This window comes from Streptomyces sp. SLBN-118 (assembly GCF_006715635.1).
GTDB lineage: Bacteria > Actinomycetota > Actinomycetes > Streptomycetales > Streptomycetaceae > Streptomyces.
Map to the genome: position 1 here is coordinate 2996505 of NZ_VFNP01000001.1, position 26255 is coordinate 3022759.

Consider the following 26255-nt stretch of genomic DNA (forward strand, 5'->3'; position numbering starts at 1 on the left):
CCTACGTTCGATGCATGTCTCCCGCAAGTACCAAGGCGTCCACCACCACCGTGGACGCCACCCGCACCGACGACCGCCTGACGCCCTCCTCCCCCAGCTACCGCCGCATGAGCTTCGCGCTCTTCGCCGCCGGAGTGGCCACCTTCGCCCTTCTCTACTCGACGCAGGCGCTGCTGCCCGCCGTCTCCGCCTCCTTCGGCGTGAGCGCGAGCGCCGCCAGCTGGACCGTCTCCGCCGCGACCGGCGCACTGGCCCTGTGCGTCCTGCCGATGAGCGCACTCTCCGAGCGCTTCGGACGGTGCTCCGTGATGACCGCCTCGCTCGCGGTCGCCGTCGTCGTCGGGCTGCTCGTGCCGTTCGCGCCGAACCTGGAGTGGCTGGTGGCGCTGCGCGCCGTCCAGGGTGCCGCGCTCGCCGGTCTGCCGGCATCGGCGATGGCGTATCTGGCGGAGGAGGTACGCCCCAGGGCACTGGTCGCCGCGATCGGCCTGTTCGTCGCGGGCAACAGCATCGGCGGCATGAGCGGCCGCATCGTCACCGGCTGGGTGGCCCAGCTCTGGGGCTGGCGGGCGGCGCTCGCCGCGGTCGGCCTGATGGCGCTGGTGTGCGCGCTGGTCTTCCGCGCGCTGCTCCCGAGGGCCCGTCATTTCACTCCCGGTTCACTCAGCCCGAAGGTGCTCGCGAAGACCGTCCGCGGCCATCTCGCCGACCCTCTGCTGCTGCGCCTGTACGCGATCGGCGCCCTGTTCATGACCGTCTTCGGCGCGGTCTACACGGTGATCGGCTACCGGCTGGTCGAGGCACCGTTCGGTCTCCCCCAGGGCGTGATCGGCTCGATCTTCCTGGTCTACCTCGTCGGCACGGTGTCGTCCGCCGCCGCGGGCGGGCTGGTGGGCCGTATCGGCCGCCGCGGTGCGCTGTATCTCGCCGTCACCACCACCGCCGCGGGCCTGCTGCTGTCCCTGGCGGACTCGCTGCCCGCCGTACTGCTGGGCCTGGTCCTGATCACCGCGGGCTTCTTCGCGGGCCACGCGGTCGCCTCGTCCTCGGTGAGCCGCACGGCAAAGACGGGCCGCGCCCAGGCCTCGGCGCTCTACCAGTCCGCGTACTACCTGGGCAGCAGCGCGGGCGGCACGCTCGGCGCGATCGCCTTCCACTCCGGCGGCTGGGCCGGCACGGTCCTGCTCGGTCTGCTCGCCGTGCTCGGAGTCGTATCGATCACGTTGTACGGGACCCGGGTGGCCCGTGCCGAGCACCGGCTGGTTCTCGCCGGTGCCCGCCGCTGAGCCGGCGCCCGGCGCCGACATGCGCTGAGATTCCGTAGAGAATCCGCACAACTCCAACTCCCCGACGCGTGTCAAACCGGCAGACGGCGAAGGGGAGTTGGTGGCTGTGACGAACACAATCGGCAAACGTGCGGGCGTGGCGCTCGGGCTGACCGGGCTCGTGGTTCCGCTGACCATGGCACTCGGCAGCGCGCCCGCGCAGGCTGCCTCGTGCACGACATCCACGGGCCCGTACCAGAGGCAGGTGGAGAAGTTCCTGGGCCGCCCGGTGGACGGAAAGCAGTCACCGGCCGACTGCAGGGCGATCCAGACCTTCCAGGGCTGGCACGGCATCAAACCGGCCATCGGTTACGCGGGCGTGATCACCTGGCGCACCATGAACACGATCCTCCAGCAGCGGGCGGCCGGAAAGACGCCCAACAAGGCGGGCAGGTGCCCGGTCAACAAGGGCCGTATCGCGTGCGTGGACCTCACGCGCCAGCTGACCTGGGTCCAGGACGGCGCGAAGCTGAAGTACGGTCCGGTGCCCGTGCGTACGGGCAAGGACGGAACCGAGACGCGGACCGGCGCCAAGAAGATCTACTGGCGGAGCATCGACCACTGGTCGACGCTCTACAACGTACGGATGCCGTATTCGCAGTTCTTCGACGGCGGACAGGCCTTCCACTCCACCACGAAGTCCATGTACAACCCGCCGGGCTCGGGCGGTTGTGTGAACATGCGGCCCGCGGACGCGAAGGCATACTGGAGTCTGCTGAGAAACGGCGACGACGTCTACGTATACGGGCGCAAGCCCGGAACCTGACCCCCCACACCACACATCCTCACGGCGCCAGGGGACGGCAGGAACCGTTCCCGGATTCCGCTCCTCGGGCCTGATTGTCAGTGGGCTGCTATAGGTTTCAAATCGCTGGCGCCGACGCGACGTGGGGAACTGGCGTTCTTGGGTCGAATGGGTGACCTTGTGGCGGGCGGCTCGTTGGTGGGGTGAAGGCGTCAGGGGGACCGGAAGTGGCGGGGTGATGGGCGAGTTGCGGGAGTTGGCGGCTGCGTTCGTTGTACCGGGCCCTGCGGGTGTGGCGGTCCGGGACCGCCTCCGCTTGTCGGAGTCGGATGCGACTGTGCTTTGTGAGGTGGGGATATTCCTCGGCTCGCTGGCTTCTGGTGATCTCGCGGCCCGTGTCCGTCAGGGCTTGGAGCACGACGCGGCGTCGTGGGCATCGCGGAAGCGGGAGCTGACCCGCCGTTCGTTGTCCCGCTGGGCGGGGAGCATCACCAAGGCCACCCATGACCAATGGGCGCTGGCCAGGCAGGGCCAGACGGCCCATATCGCCACTTTGCGGGCCGCCATCGCCGCGATCGACGCACGGCTGGCCCCTCTCTGAAGCCGGGCTTGGCCTGGAGCAGTGGCGGGCCCGGCGGGTGGCGGCACGCATGTTCCTGTCGGCGGACGGCGAGTCCGGAAAACGTTTCGGCAACGAGACGATCCGGATCAACGACACGGGGCAGGTCTCCATCAAACTCCCTGCCGAACTGACCCATTTGGCGAATGCGCCGCACGGCCGGTACGTGCTGGAGGCCGCGGTGTCCTTCACACACCGGGGCGCGGAATGGCTCGACCGGATCACCGCGAACCGGGCGGTCGCGTACCGCCTCCATCACGACGTCGACCGGGGACGCTGGTATGTGACCGCGTCCTGGCAGCGCACTCCCGCCCCCACTCCGCCCTTGGAAGCGGCGCTCGCGACGGGGATGGTAGGGGTGGACATGAACGACGATCACCTCGCTGCCTGGCAGCTCGACCCCAACGGCAACCCCACCGGCGACCCGCAGCGCATCTTCTATGACCTGTCGGGCAATGCCACGCACCGGGACGCCCAGATCCGGCACGCGCTGACCCGGCTGCTGCACTTCACCAAGCGGTGCGGCGCGGCAGCGATCGGCATCGAGGACCTCGACTTAGCCGACAGCAAGACCCGGGAGAAACACGGCCGGAACAAGAGGTTCCGCCGCCTGGTCTCCCGTTTCCCGACCGCGAAACTCCGTGCCCGGCTGGTGTCGATGGCCGCCGAGCAGGGTGTGGCTATCGTCGCGGTCGATCCGGCCTACACCTCCCGGTGGGGTGCCCAGCACTGGCAGAAGACGCTGGCCACACCGTGCCGCAAGCCGTCCCGGCACGATGCCGCAGGCATCGCGATCGGACGACGCGCCCTTGGATATCCGATCCGGCGACGGACGGCACCGCCCCCGCAGCACCAGAGCGATACTGCGGGGCATCGGATCGCCCAGACCGCACCGGATAGCCTAAGGCGTGAGGGAAACCGCCCACCCGCCACGGACCGCGCCCCCAGAGGGCCGTCGCCGAGCGGGACGAGAAAGCGGCGACCCAGCGCATCCAACACCGTTCGGGACGCGCGCAGTGACCCCGGACTCACTCCTGCTCACTGATAAGGAACGGTGGACCCGATGAGTGACCTGGCAGCGACGAAGGATCTCGATTCCCGGCTGGAGCAGTACCGGCGCGAGCTGACGGGTTACTGCTATCGCATGCTGGGCTCCGCGTTCGAGGCGGAGGACGCCGTCCAGGACACGATGGTCCGTGCCTGGCGCAATTTCGAGAAGTTCGAGGGGCGCTCGTCCCTGCGCTCCTGGCTCTACCGCATCGCGACGAACGTCTGCCTGGACATGCTGAACGCCGGCAATCGCCGGGCCCGCCCTATGGATCTCACGGCCCCCACACCGGTGGCCCAGGCACAGCTCACCTCCCGCCCGGAGATCACCTGGCTGGAGCCGGTGCCCGACGGGCGGGTGCTGCCGTCGGTCGCCGACCCGGCCGAGACGGCGGTGGAGCGGGAGACGATCCGGCTGGCGTTCGTCGCGGCGCTGCAGCATCTGCCGCCCAAGCAGCGGGCGGTGCTGATCCTGCGCGAGGTGCTGGCCTGGAAGGCGAGCGAGGTGGCGGAGCTGCTGTCCACCTCGGTCGCCTCCGTCAACAGCGCGCTGCAGCGGGCGCGGGCGACGCTCGCCGAGTCGGAGCCGGCCACGACGGACGCGGCCGACCCGCTCGACGAGGAGCAGCAGAAGCTTCTCGACCGCTATGTCGCAGCCTTCGAGGGGTACGACATGAAGGCGCTGACGGCGCTGCTCCACGAAGACGCGACCATGTCCATGCCGCCCTACGACCTGTGGCTGCGCGGCCACGACGACATCGTGGGCTGGATGCTCGGTGTCGGCGAGGTCTGCCGGGGCTCGAAGCTGGTCCCGACCGTGGCCAACGGCTCCCCGGCCTTCGCGCACTACCACCCGAGCCAGAACGGCGAGGGGTACGAGCCCTGGGCGCTCATCGTCCTGGAGATCAGGAACGGCATGATCGGCGGGATGGACTTCTTCCTGGACACCAAGCGCTGGTTCCCGCTGTTCGAGCTGCCGCCCCTGCTGGACAAGAAGGGCGCGCCCGCGGGTTAACCCGCGGTCAGAGGACGACCTCGCCGAAGCCCACCAGATCGAGGAGCGACCGCAACTCGGGCCGGGCATCGCGCAGCCGGATCCGGCACCCCCGTCGCCGGGCGGTGAGTTCCAGCCGGGCCAGGGCGTTCACGGCGGCCAGTCCGGGGTGGGTCAGTTCGCCGACGTCACAGATCACCTCGGCGGCATCGCTGTGGACGAGCCGCGCGGCCAACTCCTGGCACAGGCACGGCACATCGGCCGGTGACACTCTCCCGGCGATGCGCACAACGACAGGCTTCGTTGCGTCCACACCGAAGTGACTGCCCCTGCGGCCGGAACTCATCGCGATGTCCGGTCTGCGGCCCATGGCCCACCGTCCCGTCCGTTGCAGGGGCGGATATGCCTGTTCTGTGGACCGCCGGCCGGGACGAATCTCATCGGCTCGACGCCTTCGTGCCCGAAAACGGGACCGGTGGCTGCGCCTCCGGCCCCGTTCCCGTACTGACCAAGCGTCAGGCGATACGGTCCAGCACGATCGGGTTCGCGGTGAACTCCGTGCCCGCCGGGGCGATGTCGTACGCCGACTTCAGCGAGTCCAGCGCGTAGTCGAACTTCGAGGGGGTGTCCGTGTGCAGGGTCATCAGCGGCTGCCCCGCCGTCACCTGCTCGCCCGGCTTGGCATGCAGCTCGACGCCCGCGCCCGCCTGCACCGGGTCCTCCTTGCGCGCGCGGCCCGCGCCCAGGCGCCAGGCGGCGATGCCGACGTCGTACGCGTCGAGACGGGTGAGCACACCGGAGGCGGGGGCCGTCACGACATGCTGCTCACGGGCGACCGGGAGCGTGGCGTCGGGGTCACCGCCCTGGGCCGCGATCATGCGCCGCCACACGTCCATCGCCGAGCCGTCGGCCAGGGCCTTGGCGGGGTCCGCGTCCTTGATGCCGGCCGCGTCCAGCATCTCCCGGGCCAGCGCCAGGGTCAGCTCGACGACATCGGCGGGACCGCCGCCGGCCAGGACCTCCACGGACTCGCGGACCTCCAGGGCGTTGCCGGCGGTGAGGCCGAGCGGGGTGGACATGTCGGTGAGCAGCGCGACGGTCTTCACTCCGCTGTCGGTGCCCAGCGCGACCATGGTGGAGGCCAGTTCGCGGGCGTCCTCGATGGTCTTCATAAAGGCGCCGGTGCCGACCTTGACGTCCAGGACCAGGGAGCCGGTGCCCTCGGCGATCTTCTTGGACATGATCGAGGAGGCGATCAGCGGGATGGCTTCGACGGTGCCGGTGACATCGCGCAGTGCGTAGAGCTTCTTGTCCGCGGGGGCCAGGCCGTCGCCCGCCGCGCAGATCACCGCGCCGGTGGTGTCCAGGACGTGCAGCATCTCCTCGTTGGAGAGCAGTGCGCGCCAGCCGGGGATGGACTCCAGCTTGTCGAGGGTGCCGCCGGTGTGGCCGAGGCCGCGGCCGGACAGCTGCGGTACGGCGGCACCGCACGCGGCGACGAGGGGTGCGAGGGGCAGCGTGATCTTGTCGCCGACGCCGCCGGTGGAGTGCTTGTCGGCGGTGGGGCGGGAGAGCGCGTCGAAGTTCATGCGCTCGCCGGAGGCGATCATCGCGGCGGTCCAGCGGGCGATCTCCGTACGGTTCATGCCGTTCAGGAGGATCGCCATCGCCAGCGCAGACATCTGCTCGTCGGCGACCTCACCGCGGGTGTAGGCGTCGATGACCCAGTCGATCTGCTCGGGGCTCAGCTCGCCCCGGTCCCGCTTGGTGCGGATGACGGAGATGACGTCCATGGAATTCCTCCTGAGTGGCTCAGAGTCGCTCTACGCGCATAGAGAAAGCGTAGGGGTACGGCCCTTCCGCAGGAACGGAAGGGCCGTCGTGGGCTAGCCGAGATTCCCGGGGCCGAAGGCCTGCGGGAGCATCTCGGAGAGCGGGAGCACCCCCGCGGGGGTCTCCACCAGCAGCTCGGGGCCGCCGAATTCCAGCAACAGCTGACGGCACCGGCCGCACGGCACCAGGATCTCGCCCTGGCCGTCCACACAGGTGAAGTGGGTCAGCCGGCCGCCGCCGGTGGCCTGGAGCTGGGAGACCAGGCCGCACTCCGCGCACAGGCTGAGCCCGTACGACGCGTTCTCGACGTTGCAGCCGGTCACCGTGCGGCCGTCGTCGACGACCGCGGCCACGCCGACCGGGAACTTCGAGTAGGGCGCGTACGCATGCGACATCGCCTCGCGCGCCACCTCGCGCAGCGCGTCCCAGTCGAAGTCCCGGTCGGCGGCGGTCACTTGCCCTGGCCTCTCTTGTACGGCAGGCCGTCGGCCTTGGGCATCCGCAGCCGCTGCGCGGACAGCGCCAGGACCAGCAGGGTGGTGACATACGGTGCGGCGTCCACGAACTGGCTGGGCAGCGCGCTGGTCAGCGCGTACCAGGCGTACAGGCCCGCGGCGACGAAGAGGCAGATCGCGGCCTGCCAGTGCTTGCTCTTGTACAGCTGCCAGGCGAAGGCCAGCACCAGCAGGATCGCCAGCAGGAGCAGCATGGCGTGGACGTTCTCGGCGCCGCCGCGCAGCTTGAGGCTGTCGGTGAAACCGAAGAGTCCGGCGCCCAGGGCCATGCCACCGGGCATCCAGTTACCAAAGATCATCGCGGCGAGACCGATGTAACCGCGGCCGCCGGTCTGGCCCTCCTGGTAGATGCCGGTGGAGACGATGGCGAGGAAGGCACCGCCGAGTCCGGCAAGGCCGCCGGAGACGAGAACGGCGATGTACTTGTACTTGTAGACGTTGACACCGAGGGATTCGGCGGCGACGGGGTTCTCACCGCAGGACCGCAGTCGCAGCCCGAAGGCCGTACGCCACAGCACCCACCAGGTCCCCGGGACCAGCAGCACCGCAACGACGGTCAGCAGCGACAGGTTGGTCACCAGACCGCCGAGCGCACCGGCCAGGTCGGAGATGAAGAACCAGTGCCTGGCCTGCAGGTCCGCCAGCCAGTCCGACAGTCCCGGAATGGTGATGTCGTAGATCTGGTCGATGCGCGGGGACTGCTTGGAGGAGCCGCCCTCGGCCTCGGCGAAGGTGAAGTTCGAGAGATAGCGGGTGGCGCCGACGGCCAGGATGTTCACGGCCACACCGGAGACGATGTGGTTGACGTTGAACGTGACCGTCATGACCGCGTGCAGCAGACCGCCGAGCGCACCGCCGACGATGCCCAGCAGGACGCCGGTCCACGGGCCCCACTGGTAGCCCGCCCAGGCACCGAACCAGGTGCCGAGGATCATCATGCCTTCGAGACCGATGTTGACCACACCGGCCCGTTCGGCCCACAGGCCGCCGAGTCCGGCGAGTCCGATCGGCACGGCCAGCTGGAGGGCGCCGGCGAACTGGCCGACGGAGGTGAGGTCGTTGGCGCCGCTGATCTCGCGGACCAACGAGAACAGCGCGAGGCCGCCCGCGATGATCAGAAGGATCACGGGCAGGGACAGCTTGCGGCGTCCGCCGCCCTTCTTGGGCGCGGTGGACACCATCGAGACGGTGCTCGTGGACTCGCTCATGCCGCGACCTCCTCACTCTTCTTGGCCTGCGCGGCAAGCTCCTCGCCGACCTTCTGCTGCTGTCGGCGAAGTCCGTACTGGCGCACGAGCTCGTAGGACACGACGACCGCGATCACGATCAGGCCCTGCATGATCGTGGCGATCTCCTTCTCGAAACCGTGCTGGTCCAGCTCGGCCGAGGCCTTGTCCAGGAACGAGAGGAGCAGTGCGGCGAAGAAGATGCCGATCGGGTTGTTGCGCCCGAGCAGGGCGATGGTGATGCCCGTGAAGCCGACACCGACCGGGAAGCTCAGGCTGTAGGTGTGGGTGTCGCCCAGCAGCAGCGGCAGACCGGCCAGTCCGGCGACCGCGCCGGAGATCAGCATGGCGGTGAGGATCATCTTCTTGGCATCGACGCCGCTCGCCTGGGCGGCGGACTCGCTGGCACCGGTGGCGCGCAGGTCGAAGCCGAAGCGGGTGCGGTTGAGCGCGAACCAGTAGACGATGCCCAGCGCGAAGGCGACGAAGGTGAAGCCGTAGATGGTTCCACCGTCGACGTCCACACCCGGGAACCAGCCGGACTCGGGGATCTCGCCCGTGGTCAGGTCGTTGGAACCGGGCAGCTGCACACCGAGGTTGGCGGGCAGGATCATCCAGGCGATCAGGCTGGTGGCGATCGCGTTCAGCATGATCGTGGAGACGACCTCGCTGACCCCGCGGGTGGTCTTCAGGACACCCGCGATACCGGCCCAGATGGCTCCGACGCCCATGGCGACGAGCACGATCAGCAGGATGTGGATCGGGCCCGGCAGATCGACGTTGGCACCGACGACGGCGGCGAGCATCACCGCGAGGCGGTACTGGCCGTCCACACCGATGTTGAAAAGGTTCATCCGGAAGCCGATGGCGACGGCGAGTGCGGCCAGGTAGTACGTACCGGTCGTATTGACGATATTGACCTGTACGTCGGTGAACTGGGCCGTGTCGTACATGATTTGGTACGGCTCGATCGGATCACGGTCCGAGACGAGCAGCACCACCGAGGTGAGCGCGAAGGCCACGACCAGCGCGAGCGCCGGGCCGGCGATGCCCAGCAGCAGCCGGTCCTTGTCGAACTTCTTCATCGGCCCTCACCGTTCTCAGGCTGCTCGGGTACTTCGAGGTGGCCGGTGGCAGCTCCGGTCATGGCCGAGCCCAGCTCCTCCGGGGTGATCGTGGCGGGGTCGGCATCCGCGACCAGCCGGCCCCGGTACATCACCCGCAGGGTGTCGGAGAGCCCGATGAGCTCGTCCAGGTCGGCGGAGATCAGCAGCACCGCGAGGCCCTCGCGGCGCGCCTCGCGGATCTGGTCCCAGATCGCCGCCTGCGCGCCGACGTCCACGCCACGGGTGGGGTGCGCGGCGATCAGCAGCTTGGGGTTGTGGCTCATCTCGCGGCCGACGATCAGCTTCTGCTGGTTGCCGCCGGAGAGGGAGGCCGCGGTCACCTCAATGCCGGGGGTGCGCACGTCGTACTCGCGCACGATCCGCTCGGTGTCCTTGCGGGCTCCCTTGAGGTCCAGCAGGCCCCGCTTGCTGTTGGGCTCCTCGGTGACATGGCCGAGGATGCGGTTCTCCCAGAGCGAGGACTCCAGGAGCAGACCGTGCCGGTGGCGGTCCTCGGGGATGTAGCCGATGCCGCCCTCGCGGCGCTTGCGGGTCGGCGCGTGCGAGATGTCGTCGGTGTCGAGCGTGATGACACCGCCGTCGGGGATGCGCATCCCGATCAGGGCCTCGATGAGCTCGGTCTGGCCGTTACCCTCGACACCGGCGACACCCAGCACCTCGCCCTTGTGAATGGTGAAGTTGATGCCCGCGAGGACCTCGCGGACGACGCCGTCGGGGTCGGTCACGGTCAGCTTCAGGTCGGAGACCTGCAGCATCGGTACGTCCGTCACCGTCGACTCACGGGTCTCCGGCGAGGGCAGCTCGCTGCCGACCATCAGCTCGGCGAGCTGCTTCGTGGTGGTGCTGTGCGGGTCGGCGGTGCCGACCGTCGTACCGCGGCGGATGACCGTGATCTCGTCGGCGACCCTCAGGACCTCGCCCAGCTTGTGCGAGATGAAGATGACAGTGAGGCCCTCGGCCTTGAGGTCGCGCAGATTGTCGAAGAGCGCGTCGACCTCCTGCGGGACGAGCACGGCGGTCGGCTCGTCGAGGATCAGGGTGTGGACGCCGCGGTAGAGGACCTTGAGGATCTCCACCCGCTGGCGGTCGGCGACACCGAGGTTCTCGACCAGGGCGTCGGGACGCACGTTCAGGCCGTACGCGTCCGAGATCTCCTTGATCTTCTTACGCGCCCGGGCACCGATGCCGTACAGCTTCTCGCCGCCGAGAACCACGTTCTCCAGCACGGTGAGGTTGTCGGCCAGCATGAAGTGCTGGTGGACCATGCCGATGCCGCGCGCGATGGCGTCGGCCGGGCTGGAGAAGGAGACCTGGTCGCCGTCGACGGTGATGGTGCCCTCGTCCGGCTTCTGCATGCCGTAGAGGATCTTCATCAGGGTTGACTTGCCGGCACCGTTCTCACCGACGAGGGCGTGCACGGTGCCCTTGCGGACGGTGATGTCGATGTCGTGGTTGGCGACGACGCCGGGGAAGCGCTTGGTGATGCCGCGCAGTTCTACGGCGGCAGGAGGGCTGGACGCGTTGATGACGCACTCTCCTTGGCGGGAAAGGAGCCTGGAGGGCAGGCGGGACAGGCTGCGGAGATACGGGCAGGGGGCGGGGCGAAGTTATCGTGTCCCAGCATTCTCTACGCGCGTAGCACAGCCGAATGACAAAAACCCGTGGCCAAAACCCGGGCCGGGGCCCGGAGAGGCGGCAGCGTGCCGCCGTCTCCGGACCCGTGTGCCTATGGTCCTGGCGCTCCCGGTTACGGAGCGGTCTTGACCTTGATGGTGCCGGCGATGATGGCGGCCTTGGCCTTCTCCACCGCTGCGGTCACATCAGTCATCTTGGTGTAGGCCGGGTTCGAGGCGGCCAGGCCCACGCCGCCCTTGTCGAGGCCGTAGCGGACCTCACCGGACTGCGGCTTGCCGTCCTTGACCGACTTGATCACGTTGAACACGGCGTCCTCGACGTCCTTGGTCACCGAGGTGAGGATGGACGCCTTGTAGGCCGCGAGGCCCTTCTGGTTGTACTGGTCGGAGTCGACACCGATGGCCCACTTGCCGGCCTTGGACACGGCCTCGATCGAGCCCGAGCCCGCCAGACCGGCGGCGGCGTAGATCACGTCGGCGCCCGCGTCGAGCTGCCCCTGCGCGGCGGCCTTGCCCAGGTCGGGCTTGGAGAAGCCACCGAAGTCCGGCGGCTGCGTCAGGTACTGGACCTTGACGGTGACGTTCTTCTTGGTGTCCTTGACGCCCTGGACGTAGCCCGCCTCGAACTTCTTGATCAGCGGGGTCTCGACGCCACCGATGAAGCCGACGATGTTCGACTTGGTCACCTTGGCGGCGGCGACGCCGGCCAGGTAGGACCCCTGCTCCTCGTTGAAGACCAGGTTGGCGATGTTCTTGCCGGTCTTGGAGGTGTCGTCGATGAGGCCGAAGGTGGTGTCCGGGAACTTCGGCGCGACCTGGGCGATGGCGGGGGCGTAGGCGAAGCCGACACCGATCACCGGGTTGTTGCCGGCGCGGGCCAGCGAGGTCAGGCGCTGGACCTTGTCCGGGTCACCCTCACCCTCGGTGGGCTCCGCCTCGGTGCCCTTGACCTTGAGGTCCTTCTCGGCCTTCGCCAGGCCGGCGTAGGCGGCGTCGTTGAACGACTGGTCGCCACGGCCGCCGATGTCGTATGCGATGGCGACCTTGCCGCCGTTGTCCGAGCTGGAGTCGGAAGACGATTTGCCGCCACACGCGGTGGCGGACAGCGCGAGAGCCGCGGACGCGATGCCCACGGTGGCGATCCTGGTGATCCGGCGCACTGAGGGGCTCCTTAAAACCTGACCGAAAGCGCCAGTTCCGGCGCTGGTTTCGCGGCGATCGTAACGCGCGTAGATGTCAGTTAAAGCCCTGTTCATGAGTCGTTATCGGATCGTCGCGAACAGGCCACGAGCTTCGCGCGCAGTAGCGGCTCGAGAACGCAAGGTACACCCATCGGGCGGACGTCCGGCCCCCGTTGACGCGGCAAGACGGCGGATTTCTCGAAAGCCACCCGAGTGGGCGGTCTGCCCCGAAGAGTACGCACGCGAGATGCTGGGGCGACTGCTCGCGTGAACCCGGCCGGGGCCTGCGGGGAACAGAAGGGCCAAGGGCACGGTGCTCGCCACCGCCACGCGGGTCACGACGAAGGTCGTCGACAAGGCCGGGACGCGCACCTGAGAGGTTCCCGCCTGCCGGGCACGGGGGGCCGGGCCGAGCGGGCGCCGCTACTGTGACGAGACGGCCTCGCCGCGGCCTAGCCGCGTTCGGCGTCGAGCAGCGCGGCGGCCGTGAACAGCTCCACGCCGACCTGGATCGCGCGCTCGTCGGCGTCGAAGTCACCCCGGTGCAGATCACGTCGTGTCGTGTCGCCGGGCGTGCGCACCCCCAGGCGTGCCATCGCGCCCGGGACGTGCTCCAGGTACCAGGAGAAGTCCTCGCCACCGAGGCTCTGTTCGGTGTCCTCGATTGCGTACGGTCCACGCCGTGCCGTCTGCGCGTCGCGCAGCAGCTCGGTCACGACCGGGTCGTTGACCACCGGCGGGACTCCGCGGATGTAGTTGATCTGCGACTTGGCCCGGTGCAGCGTGGCGATCTCGTCGATGGCCGCGTGCACCAGGTCGGGGGCCGCGCGCCAGCCCGGGAGGTCCAGGCAGCGCACGGTTCCGGACAGTTCGGCGTGCTGCGGGATGACGTTGCAGGCGTGGCCCGAATCGATACGGCCCCAGGTGAGGGCGAGCCCGGAGCGGGCGTCGACGCGGCGGGCGAGCAGGGCCGGGACGTCGGTGACGATCCTGGCCGCGGCCGTGACCATGTCCGTGGTCAGATGCGGGCGGGCGGTGTGGCCGCCGGGGCCGTCGAGTGTGACCTCCAGACGGTCGCAGGCGGAGGTGATGGGTCCGGGCCGCAGTCCGATGACGCCCGCGTCGACCCGGGGGTCGCAGTGCACCGCGATGATCTTGCCGACGCCGTCCAGCACGCCGGACTCCATGGCGTCGGGCGCACCGCCCGGCAGGACCTCCTCGGCGGGCTGGAAGATCAGCCGCACGGGCTGGGGCAGCAGCCCCAGCCGGTCGAGCTCGGCCAGGACGAGCCCCGCCCCGAGGACCACGGTGGTGTGCACGTCGTGCCCGCAGGCGTGCGCCCGGCCGGGGACGGCGGAGCGGTAGGACACCTCGGTCTTGGTGTCGGGGATGGGAAGCGCGTCGATGTCCGCACGGAGCGCGAAGAGGGGACGGCTGCCGTCCCGGCTGCCGATGTCACACATGAGCCCGGTGCCGATGGAGAGTACGCGCGGCATCAGGCCGGCCTGCTCCAGGCGCGCCTTGAGCGCCGCGGTCGTACGGAACTCCTGGTTGCCGAGCTCCGGGTGCATGTGAAGGTCGCGGCGGAAGGCGATGAGCTCGTCACGAAGCGGCTCGGAGAGCGTGCCTGGCAGTGCGGCTTCCCCGGGCAGGTCGGCCTCGGACTCGGGGGACATCAGTTGGTTCACCTGTTGAAGAGTAGGCCCAGACAGGGGTCAACTGACCACTGATCAACAAAAGTTCAGCCCGATAGGGTAAGGAAAGATGGCCGCGAGGTGCATAGTTGCACACTCGTGTGGGTAAGCTCACTCCTCTTCTCTACCGTAACCCGAGCCGGCGAACGCGCCTCTTATGCCGGGGCCGGCAGCCGCTGGACGTCGCGTGCCGTCCCCGTCACTCCCGCCAGAAATCCCTGGGCCCGCGGGGAGGCGCTGTCTCTGAGCCACTCCGGGGCGATGTCGCAGACGGCCACCCGGACGCCCGTGCCCACCAGGGCGAGCGGCAGGGTGTGCACGACGGTGGACGGAAAGCTGAGGACCGTACGGCCGATCGGGCCACGGCGGGCGATCAGCTCCAGCGGCAGGTCGGGGCGGACGATCTCCAGGCCGGTCTCGACGGCGAGGCGGTGGAGCTTTTCCGAGCTCTCCCGGCGGTGCGCGAAATAGCGGGTGGCGCCGTGCGTACGGGCCAGGGCGGCAACCGCTTCCACGTACTGGTCCGGATCCACGACGCCGGTCTCCACCAGGGACGTGCCCACCAGGTCCGCGCCCCGGGTGATCTTGGGCGGGCCGAAGCGGGAACGGGTCCAGGCGAAGCGGTTGGGTGTGACGGTGATCCCGGGCGGCGGCTCGACCGGCATCGAGGTGAAGACCTCGACCTGCCGGCTGCGGGAGGGCGTGAGCCTGCGGCGGGCCAGAAGGGTGACGGGCGCGAGCACGAGTTCGCGCAGGCCCAGCCTGCCGCGCCGGTGCCAGCGCACCAGCTTCTCGCCGCGCGCGAGCTGGGCGACGAACTCCATCGTGGCCGTGCCGTCGTCGACGACGGTCAGATCCCTGCTGCCGGTCATGGTCAGCAGCAGCTGTACGTAGCGCGAGAACGGGTCACCTATGACGATGCGCTCGGCCCGGTGGAGCATCGGGGCCAGCTCCCGCACCGTCTTCAGCGGGGCCTTCGTCCCGCCGCGCGCCTCCTGCCAGCGCACGGTGAACCCCTCGTCGCGGGCCAGCTCCGCCATCCGGCGCAGCTGGCCGCGCGACATGGGGTCGGTGGGCGACAGGACGACCACCGTGAGCTCGGCGACCGGCAGACGTGCGGTCGCAGTCGGGCCGGTCGGCTGTGTCGGGACCCCGCTCAGCGTCGCCCCGCCCAGCGTCGCACCGGGCCTGGAGTGGGCCCACTCGAGGACGTTCAGGAGCTGGACCGGACTCTCGACGAAAGCGAGATTCACTGAAGTTCACCTCGTGATGCCGGATGAGCCGGCCCGGCCTGCCCTTGCGGCGGGGGGTCCGGGAAGGGCTTCCCGGGGTGAGACACCACGACGGCCTGCCCGTCAGACCGCGGCCGGCTCGCGGTCGCCGGCCTCGGCGACGACGCCCGCGACCCGGCGCAGCTTCTTCATCGGGGCGAGCTCGGACTCGTAGACCTTCTTGACGCCGTCGCCGAGCGCGGTCTCGATGATGCGGATGTCGCGGACCAGGCGCTGCAGGCCGCCCGGCTCGACGGAGGCCGCCTGGTCGGAGCCCCACATGGCGCGGTCGAGGGTGATGTGACGCTCGACGAACGCGGCGCCGAGTGCGACCGCGGCGAGCGTGGTCTGCAGGCCGGTTTCGTGGCCGGAGTAGCCGATCGGGACGTTCGGGTACTCGCCCTGGAGGGTGTTGATGACGCGGAGGTTGAGCTCCTCCGCCTTGGCCGGGTACGTCGAAGTGGCGTGGCAGAGCAGGATGTTGTCGCTGCCGAGCACCTCCACGGCGTGACGGATCTGCCTCGGCGTCGACATGCCGGTGGAGAGGATGACCGTCTTGCCCGTGGCACGCAGGGCGCGCAGCAGCTCGTCGTCGGTGAGCGCGGCGGAGGCCACCTTGTGGGCGGGCATGTTGAACTTCTCCAGGAAGGCGACGGCCTCGGTGTCCCACGGGGAGGCGAACCAGTCGATGCCGCGCTTCTTGCAGTGCGCGTCGATCTGGCGGTACTCGTCCTCGCCGAACTCGACGCGGTGGCGGTAGTCGATGTACGTCATCCGGCCCCAGGGGGTGTCGCGCTCGATGTCCCACTGGTCGCGCGGGGTACAGATCTCCGGGGTGCGCTTCTGGAACTTGACCGCGTCACAGCCGGCGTCGGCGGCGGCATCGATGAGCGCAAAGGCGTTGTTCAGGTCGCCGTTGTGGTTGATGCCGATCTCACCGGTGACATAGACGGGGTGGCCGGGTCCGGCGGTCTTGGTGCCGAGTGTGCGCAGGCGCGACGGGCTCATGAGGGGACGTTCCTTACTTCTCGGGGGAGTTGGGGCACGTGGCAGGGGATTCGGGGGTGCTCTCGGGGGTGTTGAGCGCCGGGCCGAGGAGCCAGGAGGCGATCTCGCGGATCGCTCCCTCGCCGCCACGCGTGGATGTGACGGCGCGCGCCGAGGCACGTACGGAGCCGTGCGCACTCGCGACGGCCACGGGCCAGCCGACGAGGTTGAAGCACGGAAGATCGTTGACGTCGTTGCCGACGTAGAGCACCCGGTCCGGGGCGATCCCCCGCTCCTCGCACCACTGCTTCAGTGCGAGGTCCTTGCGGTCGATGCCGTGCAGGACGGGGACGTCGAGCTTGCGGCCGCGTGCGGCGACGACCGGGTTCTGCTCGGTCGAAAGGATCAGCAGTTCCAGGCCCGCCCTGCGCAGATGCGCGATGCCGAGGCCGTCGCCGCGGTGCACGGCGACCGTCTCGTGGCCGTCCGCGTCGATCCAGACGCGGTCGTCGGTCTGGGTGCCGTCGAAGTCCAGGACGACGGCGTCGACGTCCTCGCGCGTGGGCTGCGCGGGAGTGTCGAGGAGCGGCGCGAGGGCGCGGGCCCGGGCCAGGTCGTGCGGGTCGTCGACTTCGAGGACGCGCGCGGGGTCGGTGCGCACGAGCGCGGTGCGGCCGAAGAATCGGTGCCCTGCCTCCCGGAAGCCGGTGGCGGACATCGCATACGCGGCCCCGGTCTCCAGGAAGTCCTGCGGCCGGTCCTGACGGCGGGGCCGGAAGGACGCGTCGTGGTTGACGCCGTATCCGCGGACCCCGGCTGCGGTGGGGCCGTCGACGCCCTGGGCCGCGGGGCCGGCGTGGCTTTCCTCCTCGCGCCAGACGAAGCCGTGGAAGGGGGCCACGGTGACCGCGCTGTCCGCGCCGCCCTCAATGACCGCGGACGCGACGCCTTCGACGTCCTCGCGGGTGAGGAAGGGGCTGGTGCACTGGACGAGCAGGACCACGTCCACGGGCTCGCCGTGCATCGCCTCGTGGGCGTCCATCGCGTGCAGCACCGCGGACTCGCTGGTAGCGGTGTCCCCGGCGATCTCGGCGGGACGCAGCACGACTTCGGCGCCCGCGCTGCGGGCCGTGGCCGCGATGTCGGCGTCGTCCGTGGAGACCACGACATCGGTGACCAGACGGGCGGCGAGGCTCTCGCGCACGGCTCGTGCGACGAGCGGCACACCGGCCACGGGGGCCAGGTTCTTGGCCGGTACGCCCTTGGAGCCGCCCCGGGCGGGAATCACGGCGAGAACGGTCATCGATGCTCCTGAGTACGGGTGTTGAGAGGCGGCGCCGGTGCGCGCGGGCGTCACAGTTCGCCCAGTCGGCGGATGACGGGGGCGACGCGCTGCACGCCGTGGCGGTACGCGCCGCGCGCCGCGTTCCGTACGGCGTCGCGCACCACGCGCCTGAGGCCGCCGACCTCCGCCTTCGGCGCCGCGCCCGGCAGCGGCGTGCCGTCGGGAGCCAGGTGGTGGCGGGCGAGGATGCCGGGCAGATAGCCGGGTGCGGTGGCGGGGGTGTAGTACGGCTCGATCGGCGGGAGTCCGGGCTGCCCGAGCAGTCCGGCCACGCGCTTGCGGGCCGCGTCGAAGGCCGTGTCGTACGCGCCGTCGGCGGCGACACCCTGCCGTGCCAGCCAGTCCTGGTCGGGAACCGGACGGTGGCCGCCGTCGAGCTGGTCCCAGGAGGCCAGCAGCCCGGAGCCGAGGAAGTGATGGTTGCCGAGTGCCTCGCGCACGCCCAGGTCGCTGAGGACCGCGGTGGGCACGCCCCGGTGCAGGGACTCCAGCGCGGCCGTCGAGGAGACCGTCACCAGGAGGTCGGTGCGGTCGAGCACCTCGCCCATGTGCCCGTACACCAGGCTGAAGTTGGGCGGCAGTCCGCCGGGCAGCCGGTCGGCGAGCTTCTGGTACGGAAGCTCTTCGAGGTGTGTGGTGTGCTCGCCCGGCTTCGAGCGCAGCTTCAGCAGCACCTCGCGGTGCGGGTGGAGCCGGGCGTGCTCGACGAGCCGGCGCAGCAGATAGGTGCGGTCGGCGCGGGACTCGGGCACGGAGGGCTGGGCGGCGAAGACGACGGTGTCACGGCCCTCCTCGCGTTCGTAGGGCGCACCGCCGAGGAAGGGCAGCGCGGCCTCCGTGACGGACGAGGCATCGGCGGCCACGCCCTCGTACACCGCCCGGAAGCGGTCCGCGTCGTGCCGGGAGTTGGCGAGGACGACATCCGCGCCGTGCCGAAGCAGCAGGCCGTCGGCGAGCTTTTCGTATACGACTCCGACGTAGCCGGTGACGACCACGGGCCGCTCGTCCATGCGCAGCGCGGCCAGTCCGTGCAGCATCGCCTGGACGGCGCCGCCGACGAGGGCGAGCACGACCACGTCGTACCGTTCGTCACGTATCGCCCGCAGAAACTCCATCCCGGTGACCTCGCGCAGCTCGTCGGCGCTCACGCCGACCTCGGCGAGCTGGCGGGCCGTGGGAGTCGCCCGGCCGCGCAGCAGAAAGCCGGTCAGCTCGACAGGATTCGCCGCGTCGTCCGGGGCGATACGGCGCGCGGTGAGCGCGCCCCATTTCCACCGGGTGTCGGAGTCGGCGAGCACGGCGACCCGTACGGCCTGGCTGGTACTTGATGGCACGTCGAGGACGTTAGAAAGCCATTCCGTTTGACGGCCCAACTCGACCGCAACAGATGGTTAACAGCGTGTCGACGGTTGGCGAAAAAGCCAGGGAATCAGGCCGGTTAACCATTCCGCCATTCTTCGTTCACCCATCATCTCTCCCAGGGACAGGGCACATGCCGGGTGGCGGCCTAACCTCACGCAGGTGGTTAAGCTCTCCGTCATCGTGCCGTTCTACAACGTGCAGACATACGCGCCCGACACACTCAGGAGTCTCCAGGCGAACGCCCGCCGGGACTTCGAATTCCTGCTGGTCGACGACTGTTCGACGGACGGGACACCGGAGATCCTCGAGCGCGCGGAGCGTGAGGTTCCGGGAGCTCGGCTCATCAGACATGAGCGGAACGGCGGGCTCGCCACCGCGCGCAACACCGGCCTCGACGCCGCGAGCGGGGAGTACATCACCTTCCTGGACGGCGACGACTGGCTGGCGCCCGGCCACTACGAGACGCTGCTCAGCGCGATGGAGGAGCTGGGCTGCGACTTCGTACGCACCGACCACGTCCAGTGCACGGCAAGAGCCCGCACGGTCCACCGTGTCCCGGTCGGCCGGCGCGGCGAGGTGCTGCGGCCCCGTGACGCCATCCTGCCCGCCGACCGCTCCACCGGTGTCGACTACCCGATGGCATGGGCGGGGATGTACCACCGGCGGCTCGCGGAGCGCGGGCTGCTGCACTTCACCGACGGACTGCGCACGGCCGAGGACCGGCCGTGGATCTGGCGGCTGCACCGCGAGGCGCAAACCTTCGCCGCGATCAGTCACTTGGGGATCTTCTACCGGCGCGGAGTTGCATCATCCCTGACACAAATCGGTGACATTCGACAGCTCGATTTCATCCGCGCATTCGACCAGGTACTCGAAGAAACGGCGAAGGATCCCGATTCCGCTCGGCTTCTTCCAAAAGCCGTGCGAACGTACTGTGCCGTCATTTCCCACCACCTGGGATCAGCAGAGAAGTTCGAACCCGCAGTGGCGCGGAAATTGCGTGCTATGAGCGCGGCGGCGCTGAAAAGGATGCCGCAGGACATTTTGAAGGAAGCGCTGGACTCGATGGACTCCGAGCGCGCGTCGAAGCTGCGCAGGCTGCGCCGCCGCCCCTCGTTCTCGGTGGAGGCCGCGGCCTGATGCCTACGACCCAGATCTTCTACGCGTCGTCCCTGTACGGGGCCGCAACGCTCGCCGCGGCGATCGACAGCGGCTGCTTCGCCACTGCCGACCGGCGCCTGCTCCTGGTCGCCAACAACGCCACCACGCCCGAGACATCACCCCCGCTCGACGCGATGCCCGGCTTCGAGCAGCTGCGCGACCGCTTCGACGGCGTGCTGTCCTGGAACGAGGCCGTCGCCCCCTTCCATCCGGGAGGCTGGTCCCCGCGCTCGGACGACATCCCGATGTGGGAGCGGTATCTGCGGATGCTGTGGGACCTCGGCGACGACAGCATCGAGCTGGCGGTCGAGTCCATCCAGGTCACCCCGGCGCTCGCCGTCGCGCAGCTGTTCCCGGAGGCCAGGCTGGACGTGTACGCGGACGGGCTCATGAGCTACGGCCCCACCCGCAACAAGATCGACCCGCTGGTCGGCGAGCGGGTGCGCACGCTCTTCCACCTGGACCTCGTACCGGGCCTGAAGCCACTGCTGCTGGCGGAGTTCGGTGCCGAGCCGAAGGTCGTGCCGACCGAGGCCTTCGTCAAGGTCGTCGCCGAACTCGCCGACACCGTGACGGACCTGGCACCTGTCGAGGGCGACGGTCCTGCACTGCTGCTCGGCCAGTACCTCGCCGCGCTCGGCATCATCACGCACGAGGAGGAAGCGGCCCTCCATGTGCAGATGGTGCGGGGCGCGGTCGAGCTCGGCCACCGGCGGATCGTCTTCAAACCGCACCCCACCGCACCGGCGTCCTGGACGCGCACGCTGGAGCGCGAGGCGGAGGCGCTGGAGGCGGAACTGACCGTCCTGGACCGGCCGATCATCGCGGAAGCGCTCTACCGTCAGCTGCGGCCCGCCCTGGTGGCAGGCTGCTTCTCGACCGCGCTCTTCACCGCAAGCACCTTCTACGGCATCCCCGTCGCCCGGATCGGCACGGAGCCGCTGCTCGACCGGCTCACGCCGTACCAGAACAGCAACCGGATCCCGGTGACGCTCGTCGACGCGCTGGTCCCGGATCTGGCGCAGGGCGAGTCGGGCGCGGCCAAGGAGGCGGACGAGACGCTGAAGGGCCTGGTCACCTCGGTCGGCTACGCGATGCAGCCGCAGCTGCGGCCGGATCTGCGGGAGGCGGCGATGGCGCATCTGGGCCGCCACACGGACAAGCGCACGATGCGCTTCTTCAAGCGCCGGAGGCTGACGGTGCTGGGCCTGCCGGGAGGAATCCCGGTGCCGCGGCACGCGGCGGTGCGCCGGGTGGTCCGCAGGGCGCGCCGCCTGAAGCGCCTGGCGCTGGGCTGACAGGGCGGCCCTCCCTGGGGCTCCGCCCCCAGGCCAACTCCCCGTCCGGGGGTCCAAGGGGCTGAATGTACGGCTCGGCCGCATACCTGGCCCGTCCGGCGCTGGAGGACATGCGCCGCAGGCCGCGCACGGGTTCCGGGGCGAAGCCCCGGCTCACGCCGCTAACCCGGCCCAGAGATCCGGGGCGAAGCCCCGCTCCGCGCCGCCAAGCCGGCGCAAGGACCCGGGGCCGAGCCCCAGCTCCCGCCGCGAACGAGGCGCAAGGATCCGAGGGCAAAGCCCCGGTTCGTGCCCCGAACCGGGCGCAGGATCCAGGGGCAAAGCCCCAGTCCGCGCCACGGGCCCGGCACAAGGATCCGGGGCGAAGCCCCAGTCGGGCTGGAGGTACCTCCCACGGCCGCCAGGCCGGTTAGGGGAGGCCGGGGCGGGGAAAAGCCCGCCGCAGGCGCTACGCGCCGCCCCGCAGCACCGCCCCCACCCCCGCCACCACCACCGCGAGCCCCGCCTCGAACCCCTCCTCGTGGCCGCGGAAGATCTCCTCCCCCGCCGCCGCCGCGAGCGGATACTCCGCCAGCCGCTCGGCGCGAGCCGCCAGGTCGTACCCCTCCGCGCCGGTCGCCGGGTCCGGCCCCATCGACTGTTCCTCGATCACGTACCCGATCGTGTAGCTGTACACGGTGAGCCAGGCCCGCGCCGCCGCGCCCCGCGTGAAGCCCGCCTCCGTGAGCAGGCGCAGGTGCGCCTCCATCGGCGCGGCGTAGCTCGTGTCGGTGAAGTGCGTACCGCTGTAGACCTTCGCGCCGTCCCGGTAGCGCAGCAGATGCTCCCGCAGAGCCCGCATCGCCGCGGCGAGGACCTGGGGCCAGTCGCCGTGCGGTTCCGACGGCGCCACGTCGGCCGCCATCCGCCGCACCATCTCCGTGGCCATCTCGTCGAGCAGCGCCTGTTTGTCCTTGAAGTGCCAGTACAGCGCGGGCGCCTTGACGTCGAGTTCCTTGGCGATCGCGCGCAGCGTCAGCCCTTCGAGGCCCACGTCGTTGAGCAGGCGCAGGGCGGCTCGCGCCACCCGGGTCCGGTCGAGTCGTTCAGCAGCCACCTTGACAACTTAACAGTGTTAAGCACATCCTCCAACCATGGAACTTAACAGCGTTAAGGAAACTGACGTACTGATCGTCGGAGCCGGGCCCACCGGACTCGCCCTCGCGTGCGACCTGGCCCGCCGCGGTGTGCGTGCCCTCGTCGTGGAGCAGTCGGACACCCTCTTCCCCGGCTCCCGCGGCAAGGGCATCCAGCCCCGCACCATGGAGGTCCTCGACGATCTCGGCGTGGTGGACGCGGTGCTCGCCTCGGGCGGGAGCGCCCCAGTAGGGATGGTCTGGCAGGACGGCGTCCGGCAGGGCGAGCACGACATGTTCGAGCGCCCCGGGCCCACGGACTCCGCGCCGTACGGCGAGCCGTGGCTGCTCCCGCAGTGGCGCACCCAGCAGATCCTGCATGCCCGCCTGACGGAGTTCGGCGGCAGCGTCGCCTTCGGCACCACTCTGACGGGGATCACCCAGGACGAGCACGGCGTGAGCGCCGAGCTGTCGACCGGGACGGTACGCGCCGCCTACGCGGTCGCGGCCGACGGCGGCCGCAGCACGGTGCGCCGGGCGCTGGGCATCGCGATGACCGGCGAAGACGTCGACCCGGCGCCGATACTGGTCGCCGATGTCCGCATCCCCTCACTGGACCGGCTCAACTGGCACGTCTTCCCGGGCGACAGCGCGGGCTATCTCGCGCTCTGCCCGCTGCCCGGTACGGACGACTTCCAGCTCGTCGGCCAGTTCACCGACCGGGAGCCGGACCTCTCGCTCGCGGGCGTACGGGCCCTGGTCGCCGCCCGCACCCATCTGGCCGCCGACGAGGTCACCGAGGTCCTGTGGGCGTCGGACTTCCGGCCGCGGGCGGCGATGGCCGAGCGCTTTCGCGAAGGGCGGGTGTTCCTGGCGGGCGACGCGGCCCATGTCCACTCCCCCGCCGGCGGACAGGGCCTCAACACCAGCGTCCAGGACGCGTACAACCTCGGCTGGAAGCTCGGCCAGGTCCTGCGCCACGGCGCGCCCGCGTCGCTGCTCGACACCTACGAGCAGGAACGGCTGCCCGTCGCCGCGCAGATGCTCGGCCTGTCGACGCGTATTCACCGGGGCGAGGAGCAGCGCGGCGCGGCCACCATGCAGCTGGGCCTCGGCTACCGCGGCGGCCCGCTCGCCTCCGGATCGGCCGGGGCGCTCAAGGCGGGGGACCGCGCCCCCGACGGCCCGCTGCCCGGCGGACGGCGGCTCTTCGATCTCTTCCGCGGCCCGCACTTCACCCTGATCGCGGTCGGCACGGATGCCGAACTGCCGCCGCTGGAGGGTGAGTTGGTGCACGTACATCGCATCGAGGCGTATGAGCCGTACGGCAAGGGCCTCTTCCTCGTACGCCCGGACGGCCATGTCGGCTGGGCGGGCGAGGACACCACCGGCCTGAGCGACTACCTCGCGAAGGTCACGCGCTGCTGAGCGAGAGCTTCACCGCGAAGCCGAGGAAGAGCGCACCGGCGGCGGACGTCGCCCCTGCGGCCAGACGCCTGCGGCGGCGGAACGCGGCCGCCAGGTGGGTGCCGGTGAAGATCAGCAGGGTCAGATAGAGGAAGCTGGCCAGCTGCGCGAACGCGCCGAGCACGACGAAGGACAGCGCCGGGTAGGCGTAGCCGGGATCGACGAACTGCACGAAGAAGGCGATGAAGAAGAGAATCGCCTTGGGGTTGAACAGGCTGATCACCAGCGCCTTGCGGAACGGCTTCTCGGCGGCGGGCGCGTCGCCCGGTGCCGACTGCTCGGCCGTCAGCTCCCGACGGGAGCGCCACATGGACCACGCCGCGCGCAGCATCCCGATCGCCAGCCAGGTCAGATAACCGGCGCCCGCGAACTTCACGATCCCGAAGAGCAGGGCATTGCCCTGAAGCAGGGAGGCGACGCCCGCCGCCGACAGCACCATCAGCACGGTGTCGCCGCACCACACGCCGGCGGCGGCCTTGTAGCCCGTACGCACACCACGGCGCGCGGCGACCGAGAGCACGTACAGCGAGTTCGGCCCCGGCAGCAGAACGATCAGGACAAGGCCCGCGAGATAGGTCGGCAGATCGGTAACACCCAGCATGAGGCGGAGTGTCGCACATGGGTACGACACTCCGCCTTTGTGTTTCGTATCGCGGAAGGGGTCAGAAGGCGTCGGTCGGGACGTACGTCCCCCACACCGCGCGCAGCGCGTCGCAGACCTCGCCGACCGTCGCCCGTGCCTTCAGGGCGTCCTTCATCGGATACAGCACGTTGTCCGTGCCTTCGGCGGCCCTGCTCAGCTCCGCGAGCGCCGCGTCGACGGCCGCCTGGTCACGCTGGGCCCGCAGCTTCGCCAGCCGCTCCGCCTGCTGTGCCTCGATCGCCGGGTCGACCCGCAGCGGCTCGTAGGGCTCCTCCGCGTCCAGCGTGTAGCGGTTGACACCGACCACGACCCGCTCGCCGCTGTCGGTCTGCTGCGCGATGCGGTACGCGCTGCGCTCGATCTCGTTCTTCTGGAAGCCGTGCTCGATGGCACTGACCGCGCCGCCCAGGTCCTCGACCCGCCGCATCAGCGCCAGCGCCGCCTCCTCGACATCGTCCGTCATTTGCTCGACGACGTACGAACCCGCGAAGGGGTCCACGGTCGTGGTCACATCGGTCTCGTACGCGAGGACCTGCTGCGTCCGCAGGGCGAGCCTGGCCGACTTGTCCGTCGGCAGGGCGATCGCCTCGTCGAAGGAGTTGGTGTGCAGCGACTGGGTGCCGCCGAGAACCGCCGCGAGGCCCTGGACGGCGACCCGTACCAGGTTCACCTCGGGCTGCTGCGCGGTCAGCTGCACCCCGGCCGTCTGGGTGTGGAAGCGCAGCATCAGCGACTTGGGGTTCTTCGCGCCGAACTCCTCCCGCATCACCCGCGCCCAAATGCGGCGCGCGGCACGGAACTTGGCGACCTCCTCCAGGATCGTCGTACGGGCGACGAAGAAGAAGGACAGCCGTGGCGCGAAGTCGTCGACGTCCATGCCTGCGGCGACCGCCGTACGCACGTACTCGATACCGTCCGCGAGCGTGAAGGCGATCTCCTGCGCGGGCGAGGCCCCGGCCTCCGCCATGTGGTAGCCGGAGATCGAGATGGTGTTCCACTTCGGGATCTCGGCCTTGCAGTACTTGAAGATGTCCGCGATCAGCCGCAGCGAGGGCTTGGGCGGGAAAATGTAGGTGCCGCGGGCGATGTACTCCTTGAGCACATCGTTCTGGATCGTCCCGGTGAGCTTGTCCGCGGGCACGCCCTGCTCCTCGCCGACGAGCTGGTAGAGCAGCAGGAGCAGCGCGGCGGGTGCGTTGATCGTCATCGACGTCGAGACCTTGTCGAGGGGGATCCCGCCGAACAGGACGCGCATGTCGTCGATCGAGTCGATGGCGACGCCGACCTTGCCGACCTCGCCGTGGGCCAGCGGCGCGTCGCTGTCGTGTCCCATCTGGGTCGGCAGGTCGAAGGCGACCGAGAGGCCCATGGTGCCGTGGGCGATGAGCTCCTTGTAGCGGGCGTTGGACTCGACGGCGGTGCCGAAGCCCGCGTACTGGCGCATGGTCCAGGGACGGCCGGTGTACATCGACGGATACACACCGCGGGTGAAGGGATACGAGCCGGGCTCGCCCAGCTTCTCGGCCGGGTCCCACCCCTGAAGAGCCTGCGGTCCGTAGACCGGTTCGATGGGCAGTCCCGACTCGGACTCGCGCGTCATGTCTGTCCTCCACTGAAGCTACTCACTGGTAACCGACCCTCGCGACGGACTGTAGCGGCGGCCCCG

Annotated in this window: 23 protein-coding genes; 8 read left to right on the forward strand and 15 right to left on the reverse strand. The window is 69.9% G+C overall.

Annotation, left to right across the window (positions count from 1 at the left end; genetic code table 11):
* The first annotated feature begins 14 nt into the window (after positions 1 to 14).
* The 5 genes from FBY35_RS13495 to FBY35_RS13510 all read left to right on the forward strand — a co-directional run bounded on the left by FBY35_RS13495 (position 15) and on the right by FBY35_RS13510 (position 4751).
* Positions 15 to 1286, forward strand: a complete 1272-nt coding sequence (locus FBY35_RS13495) for an MFS transporter (RefSeq protein WP_142214042.1) — start codon at positions 15 to 17, stop codon at positions 1284 to 1286.
* Positions 1287 to 1461: 175 nt separating this feature from the next.
* Positions 1462 to 2091, forward strand: coding sequence for a L,D-transpeptidase (locus FBY35_RS13500; RefSeq protein WP_186356990.1), 630 nt, complete (start codon positions 1462 to 1464; stop codon positions 2089 to 2091).
* A 328-nt stretch (positions 2092 to 2419) separates the two neighbouring features.
* Complete coding sequence (locus FBY35_RS38015; protein WP_399208253.1) at positions 2420 to 2671, forward strand: hypothetical protein; 252 nt, start codon at positions 2420 to 2422, stop codon at positions 2669 to 2671.
* 49 nt (positions 2672 to 2720) lie between these two features.
* Entirely contained in the window at positions 2721 to 3734 is a 1014-nt protein-coding gene (locus FBY35_RS13505; protein ID WP_399208254.1) for a hypothetical protein, read from the forward strand.
* 18 nt (positions 3735 to 3752) lie between these two features.
* Positions 3753 to 4751 (forward strand): sigma-70 family RNA polymerase sigma factor, encoded by a 999-nt coding sequence (locus FBY35_RS13510; protein ID WP_142214043.1) that lies wholly within the window; start codon positions 3753 to 3755, stop codon positions 4749 to 4751.
* A gap of 7 nt (positions 4752 to 4758) precedes the next feature.
* Here the strand turns inward: FBY35_RS13510 and FBY35_RS13515 are convergent, their stop codons facing one another.
* The 12 genes from FBY35_RS13515 to FBY35_RS13570 all read right to left on the reverse strand — a co-directional run bounded on the left by FBY35_RS13515 (position 4759) and on the right by FBY35_RS13570 (position 18877).
* Positions 4759 to 5100, reverse strand: a complete 342-nt coding sequence (locus tag FBY35_RS13515; protein WP_260848604.1) for an STAS domain-containing protein — start codon at positions 5098 to 5100, stop codon at positions 4759 to 4761.
* 145 nt (positions 5101 to 5245) lie between these two features.
* Positions 5246 to 6523: a thymidine phosphorylase gene (locus tag FBY35_RS13520; protein ID WP_142214044.1), complete on the reverse strand. Its 1278-nt coding sequence runs from the start codon at positions 6521 to 6523 to the stop codon at positions 5246 to 5248.
* A gap of 93 nt (positions 6524 to 6616) precedes the next feature.
* A complete protein-coding gene (locus FBY35_RS13525; protein ID WP_142214045.1) occupies positions 6617 to 7018 on the reverse strand; it encodes a cytidine deaminase in 402 nt (133 codons plus the stop codon).
* Positions 7015 to 8286, reverse strand: coding sequence for an ABC transporter permease (locus FBY35_RS13530; RefSeq protein ID WP_142214046.1), 1272 nt, complete (start codon positions 8284 to 8286; stop codon positions 7015 to 7017). Before FBY35_RS13530 ends, FBY35_RS13525 begins: the two co-directional genes overlap by 4 nt.
* Positions 8283 to 9389 (reverse strand): ABC transporter permease, encoded by a 1107-nt coding sequence (locus tag FBY35_RS13535; RefSeq protein WP_142214047.1) that lies wholly within the window; start codon positions 9387 to 9389, stop codon positions 8283 to 8285. The genes FBY35_RS13530 and FBY35_RS13535 overlap by 4 nt, the downstream gene beginning before the upstream one ends.
* Entirely contained in the window at positions 9386 to 10924 is a 1539-nt protein-coding gene (locus FBY35_RS13540; RefSeq protein ID WP_186356991.1) for an ABC transporter ATP-binding protein, read from the reverse strand. The genes FBY35_RS13535 and FBY35_RS13540 overlap by 4 nt, the downstream gene beginning before the upstream one ends.
* A gap of 254 nt (positions 10925 to 11178) precedes the next feature.
* Positions 11179 to 12225 carry a BMP family protein gene (locus FBY35_RS13545; RefSeq protein WP_142214049.1) on the reverse strand — a complete coding sequence of 349 codons (1047 nt, stop codon included), beginning with the start codon at positions 12223 to 12225 and terminating at the stop codon, positions 11179 to 11181.
* A gap of 473 nt (positions 12226 to 12698) precedes the next feature.
* Positions 12699 to 13922 carry an amidohydrolase gene (locus FBY35_RS13550; RefSeq protein WP_142215053.1) on the reverse strand — a complete coding sequence of 408 codons (1224 nt, stop codon included), beginning with the start codon at positions 13920 to 13922 and terminating at the stop codon, positions 12699 to 12701.
* Positions 13923 to 14095: 173 nt separating this feature from the next.
* On the reverse strand, positions 14096 to 15193 hold the full coding sequence (locus tag FBY35_RS13555; protein ID WP_142214050.1) for a hypothetical protein: 1098 nt from the start codon (positions 15191 to 15193) through the stop codon (positions 14096 to 14098).
* 102 nt (positions 15194 to 15295) lie between these two features.
* Positions 15296 to 16219, reverse strand: a complete 924-nt coding sequence (locus FBY35_RS13560) for an N-acetylneuraminate synthase family protein (protein ID WP_142214051.1) — start codon at positions 16217 to 16219, stop codon at positions 15296 to 15298.
* Between the two features lie 13 nt (positions 16220 to 16232).
* Entirely contained in the window at positions 16233 to 17501 is a 1269-nt protein-coding gene (locus FBY35_RS13565; RefSeq protein ID WP_142214052.1) for an acylneuraminate cytidylyltransferase, read from the reverse strand.
* Between the two features lie 50 nt (positions 17502 to 17551).
* Positions 17552 to 18877, reverse strand: coding sequence for a DUF6716 putative glycosyltransferase (locus FBY35_RS13570; RefSeq protein WP_186356930.1), 1326 nt, complete (start codon positions 18875 to 18877; stop codon positions 17552 to 17554).
* A 187-nt stretch (positions 18878 to 19064) separates the two neighbouring features.
* Here FBY35_RS13570 and FBY35_RS13575 point away from each other — a divergent pair, with 187 nt between their 5' ends.
* The gene (locus FBY35_RS13575; RefSeq protein ID WP_142214053.1) at positions 19065 to 20045 is read left to right on the forward strand and encodes a glycosyltransferase family 2 protein; all 981 of its coding nucleotides are present in this window, start codon (positions 19065 to 19067) and stop codon (positions 20043 to 20045) included.
* Positions 20045 to 21364, forward strand: a complete 1320-nt coding sequence (locus tag FBY35_RS13580; RefSeq protein ID WP_142214054.1) for a polysialyltransferase family glycosyltransferase — start codon at positions 20045 to 20047, stop codon at positions 21362 to 21364. Before FBY35_RS13575 ends, FBY35_RS13580 begins: the two co-directional genes overlap by 1 nt.
* Before the next feature lie 448 nt (positions 21365 to 21812).
* Here FBY35_RS13580 and FBY35_RS13585 read toward each other — a convergent pair whose 3' ends face one another.
* On the reverse strand, positions 21813 to 22460 hold the full coding sequence (locus FBY35_RS13585) for a TetR/AcrR family transcriptional regulator C-terminal domain-containing protein (RefSeq protein WP_160159264.1): 648 nt from the start codon (positions 22458 to 22460) through the stop codon (positions 21813 to 21815).
* A gap of 37 nt (positions 22461 to 22497) precedes the next feature.
* Between FBY35_RS13585 and FBY35_RS13590 the strand changes: the two genes are divergently transcribed.
* Entirely contained in the window at positions 22498 to 23907 is a 1410-nt protein-coding gene (locus FBY35_RS13590; protein WP_142214055.1) for an FAD-dependent oxidoreductase, read from the forward strand.
* Here the strand turns inward: FBY35_RS13590 and leuE are convergent.
* Positions 23894 to 24547 (reverse strand): leucine efflux protein LeuE, encoded by a 654-nt coding sequence (gene leuE, locus FBY35_RS13595; protein ID WP_142214056.1) that lies wholly within the window; start codon positions 24545 to 24547, stop codon positions 23894 to 23896. The genes FBY35_RS13590 and leuE overlap by 14 nt on opposite strands.
* Positions 24548 to 24608: 61 nt before the next feature.
* Positions 24609 to 26189 carry a methylmalonyl-CoA mutase gene (locus FBY35_RS13600; RefSeq protein WP_142214057.1) on the reverse strand — a complete coding sequence of 527 codons (1581 nt, stop codon included), beginning with the start codon at positions 26187 to 26189 and terminating at the stop codon, positions 24609 to 24611.
* Positions 26190 to 26255 lie beyond the last annotated feature (66 nt).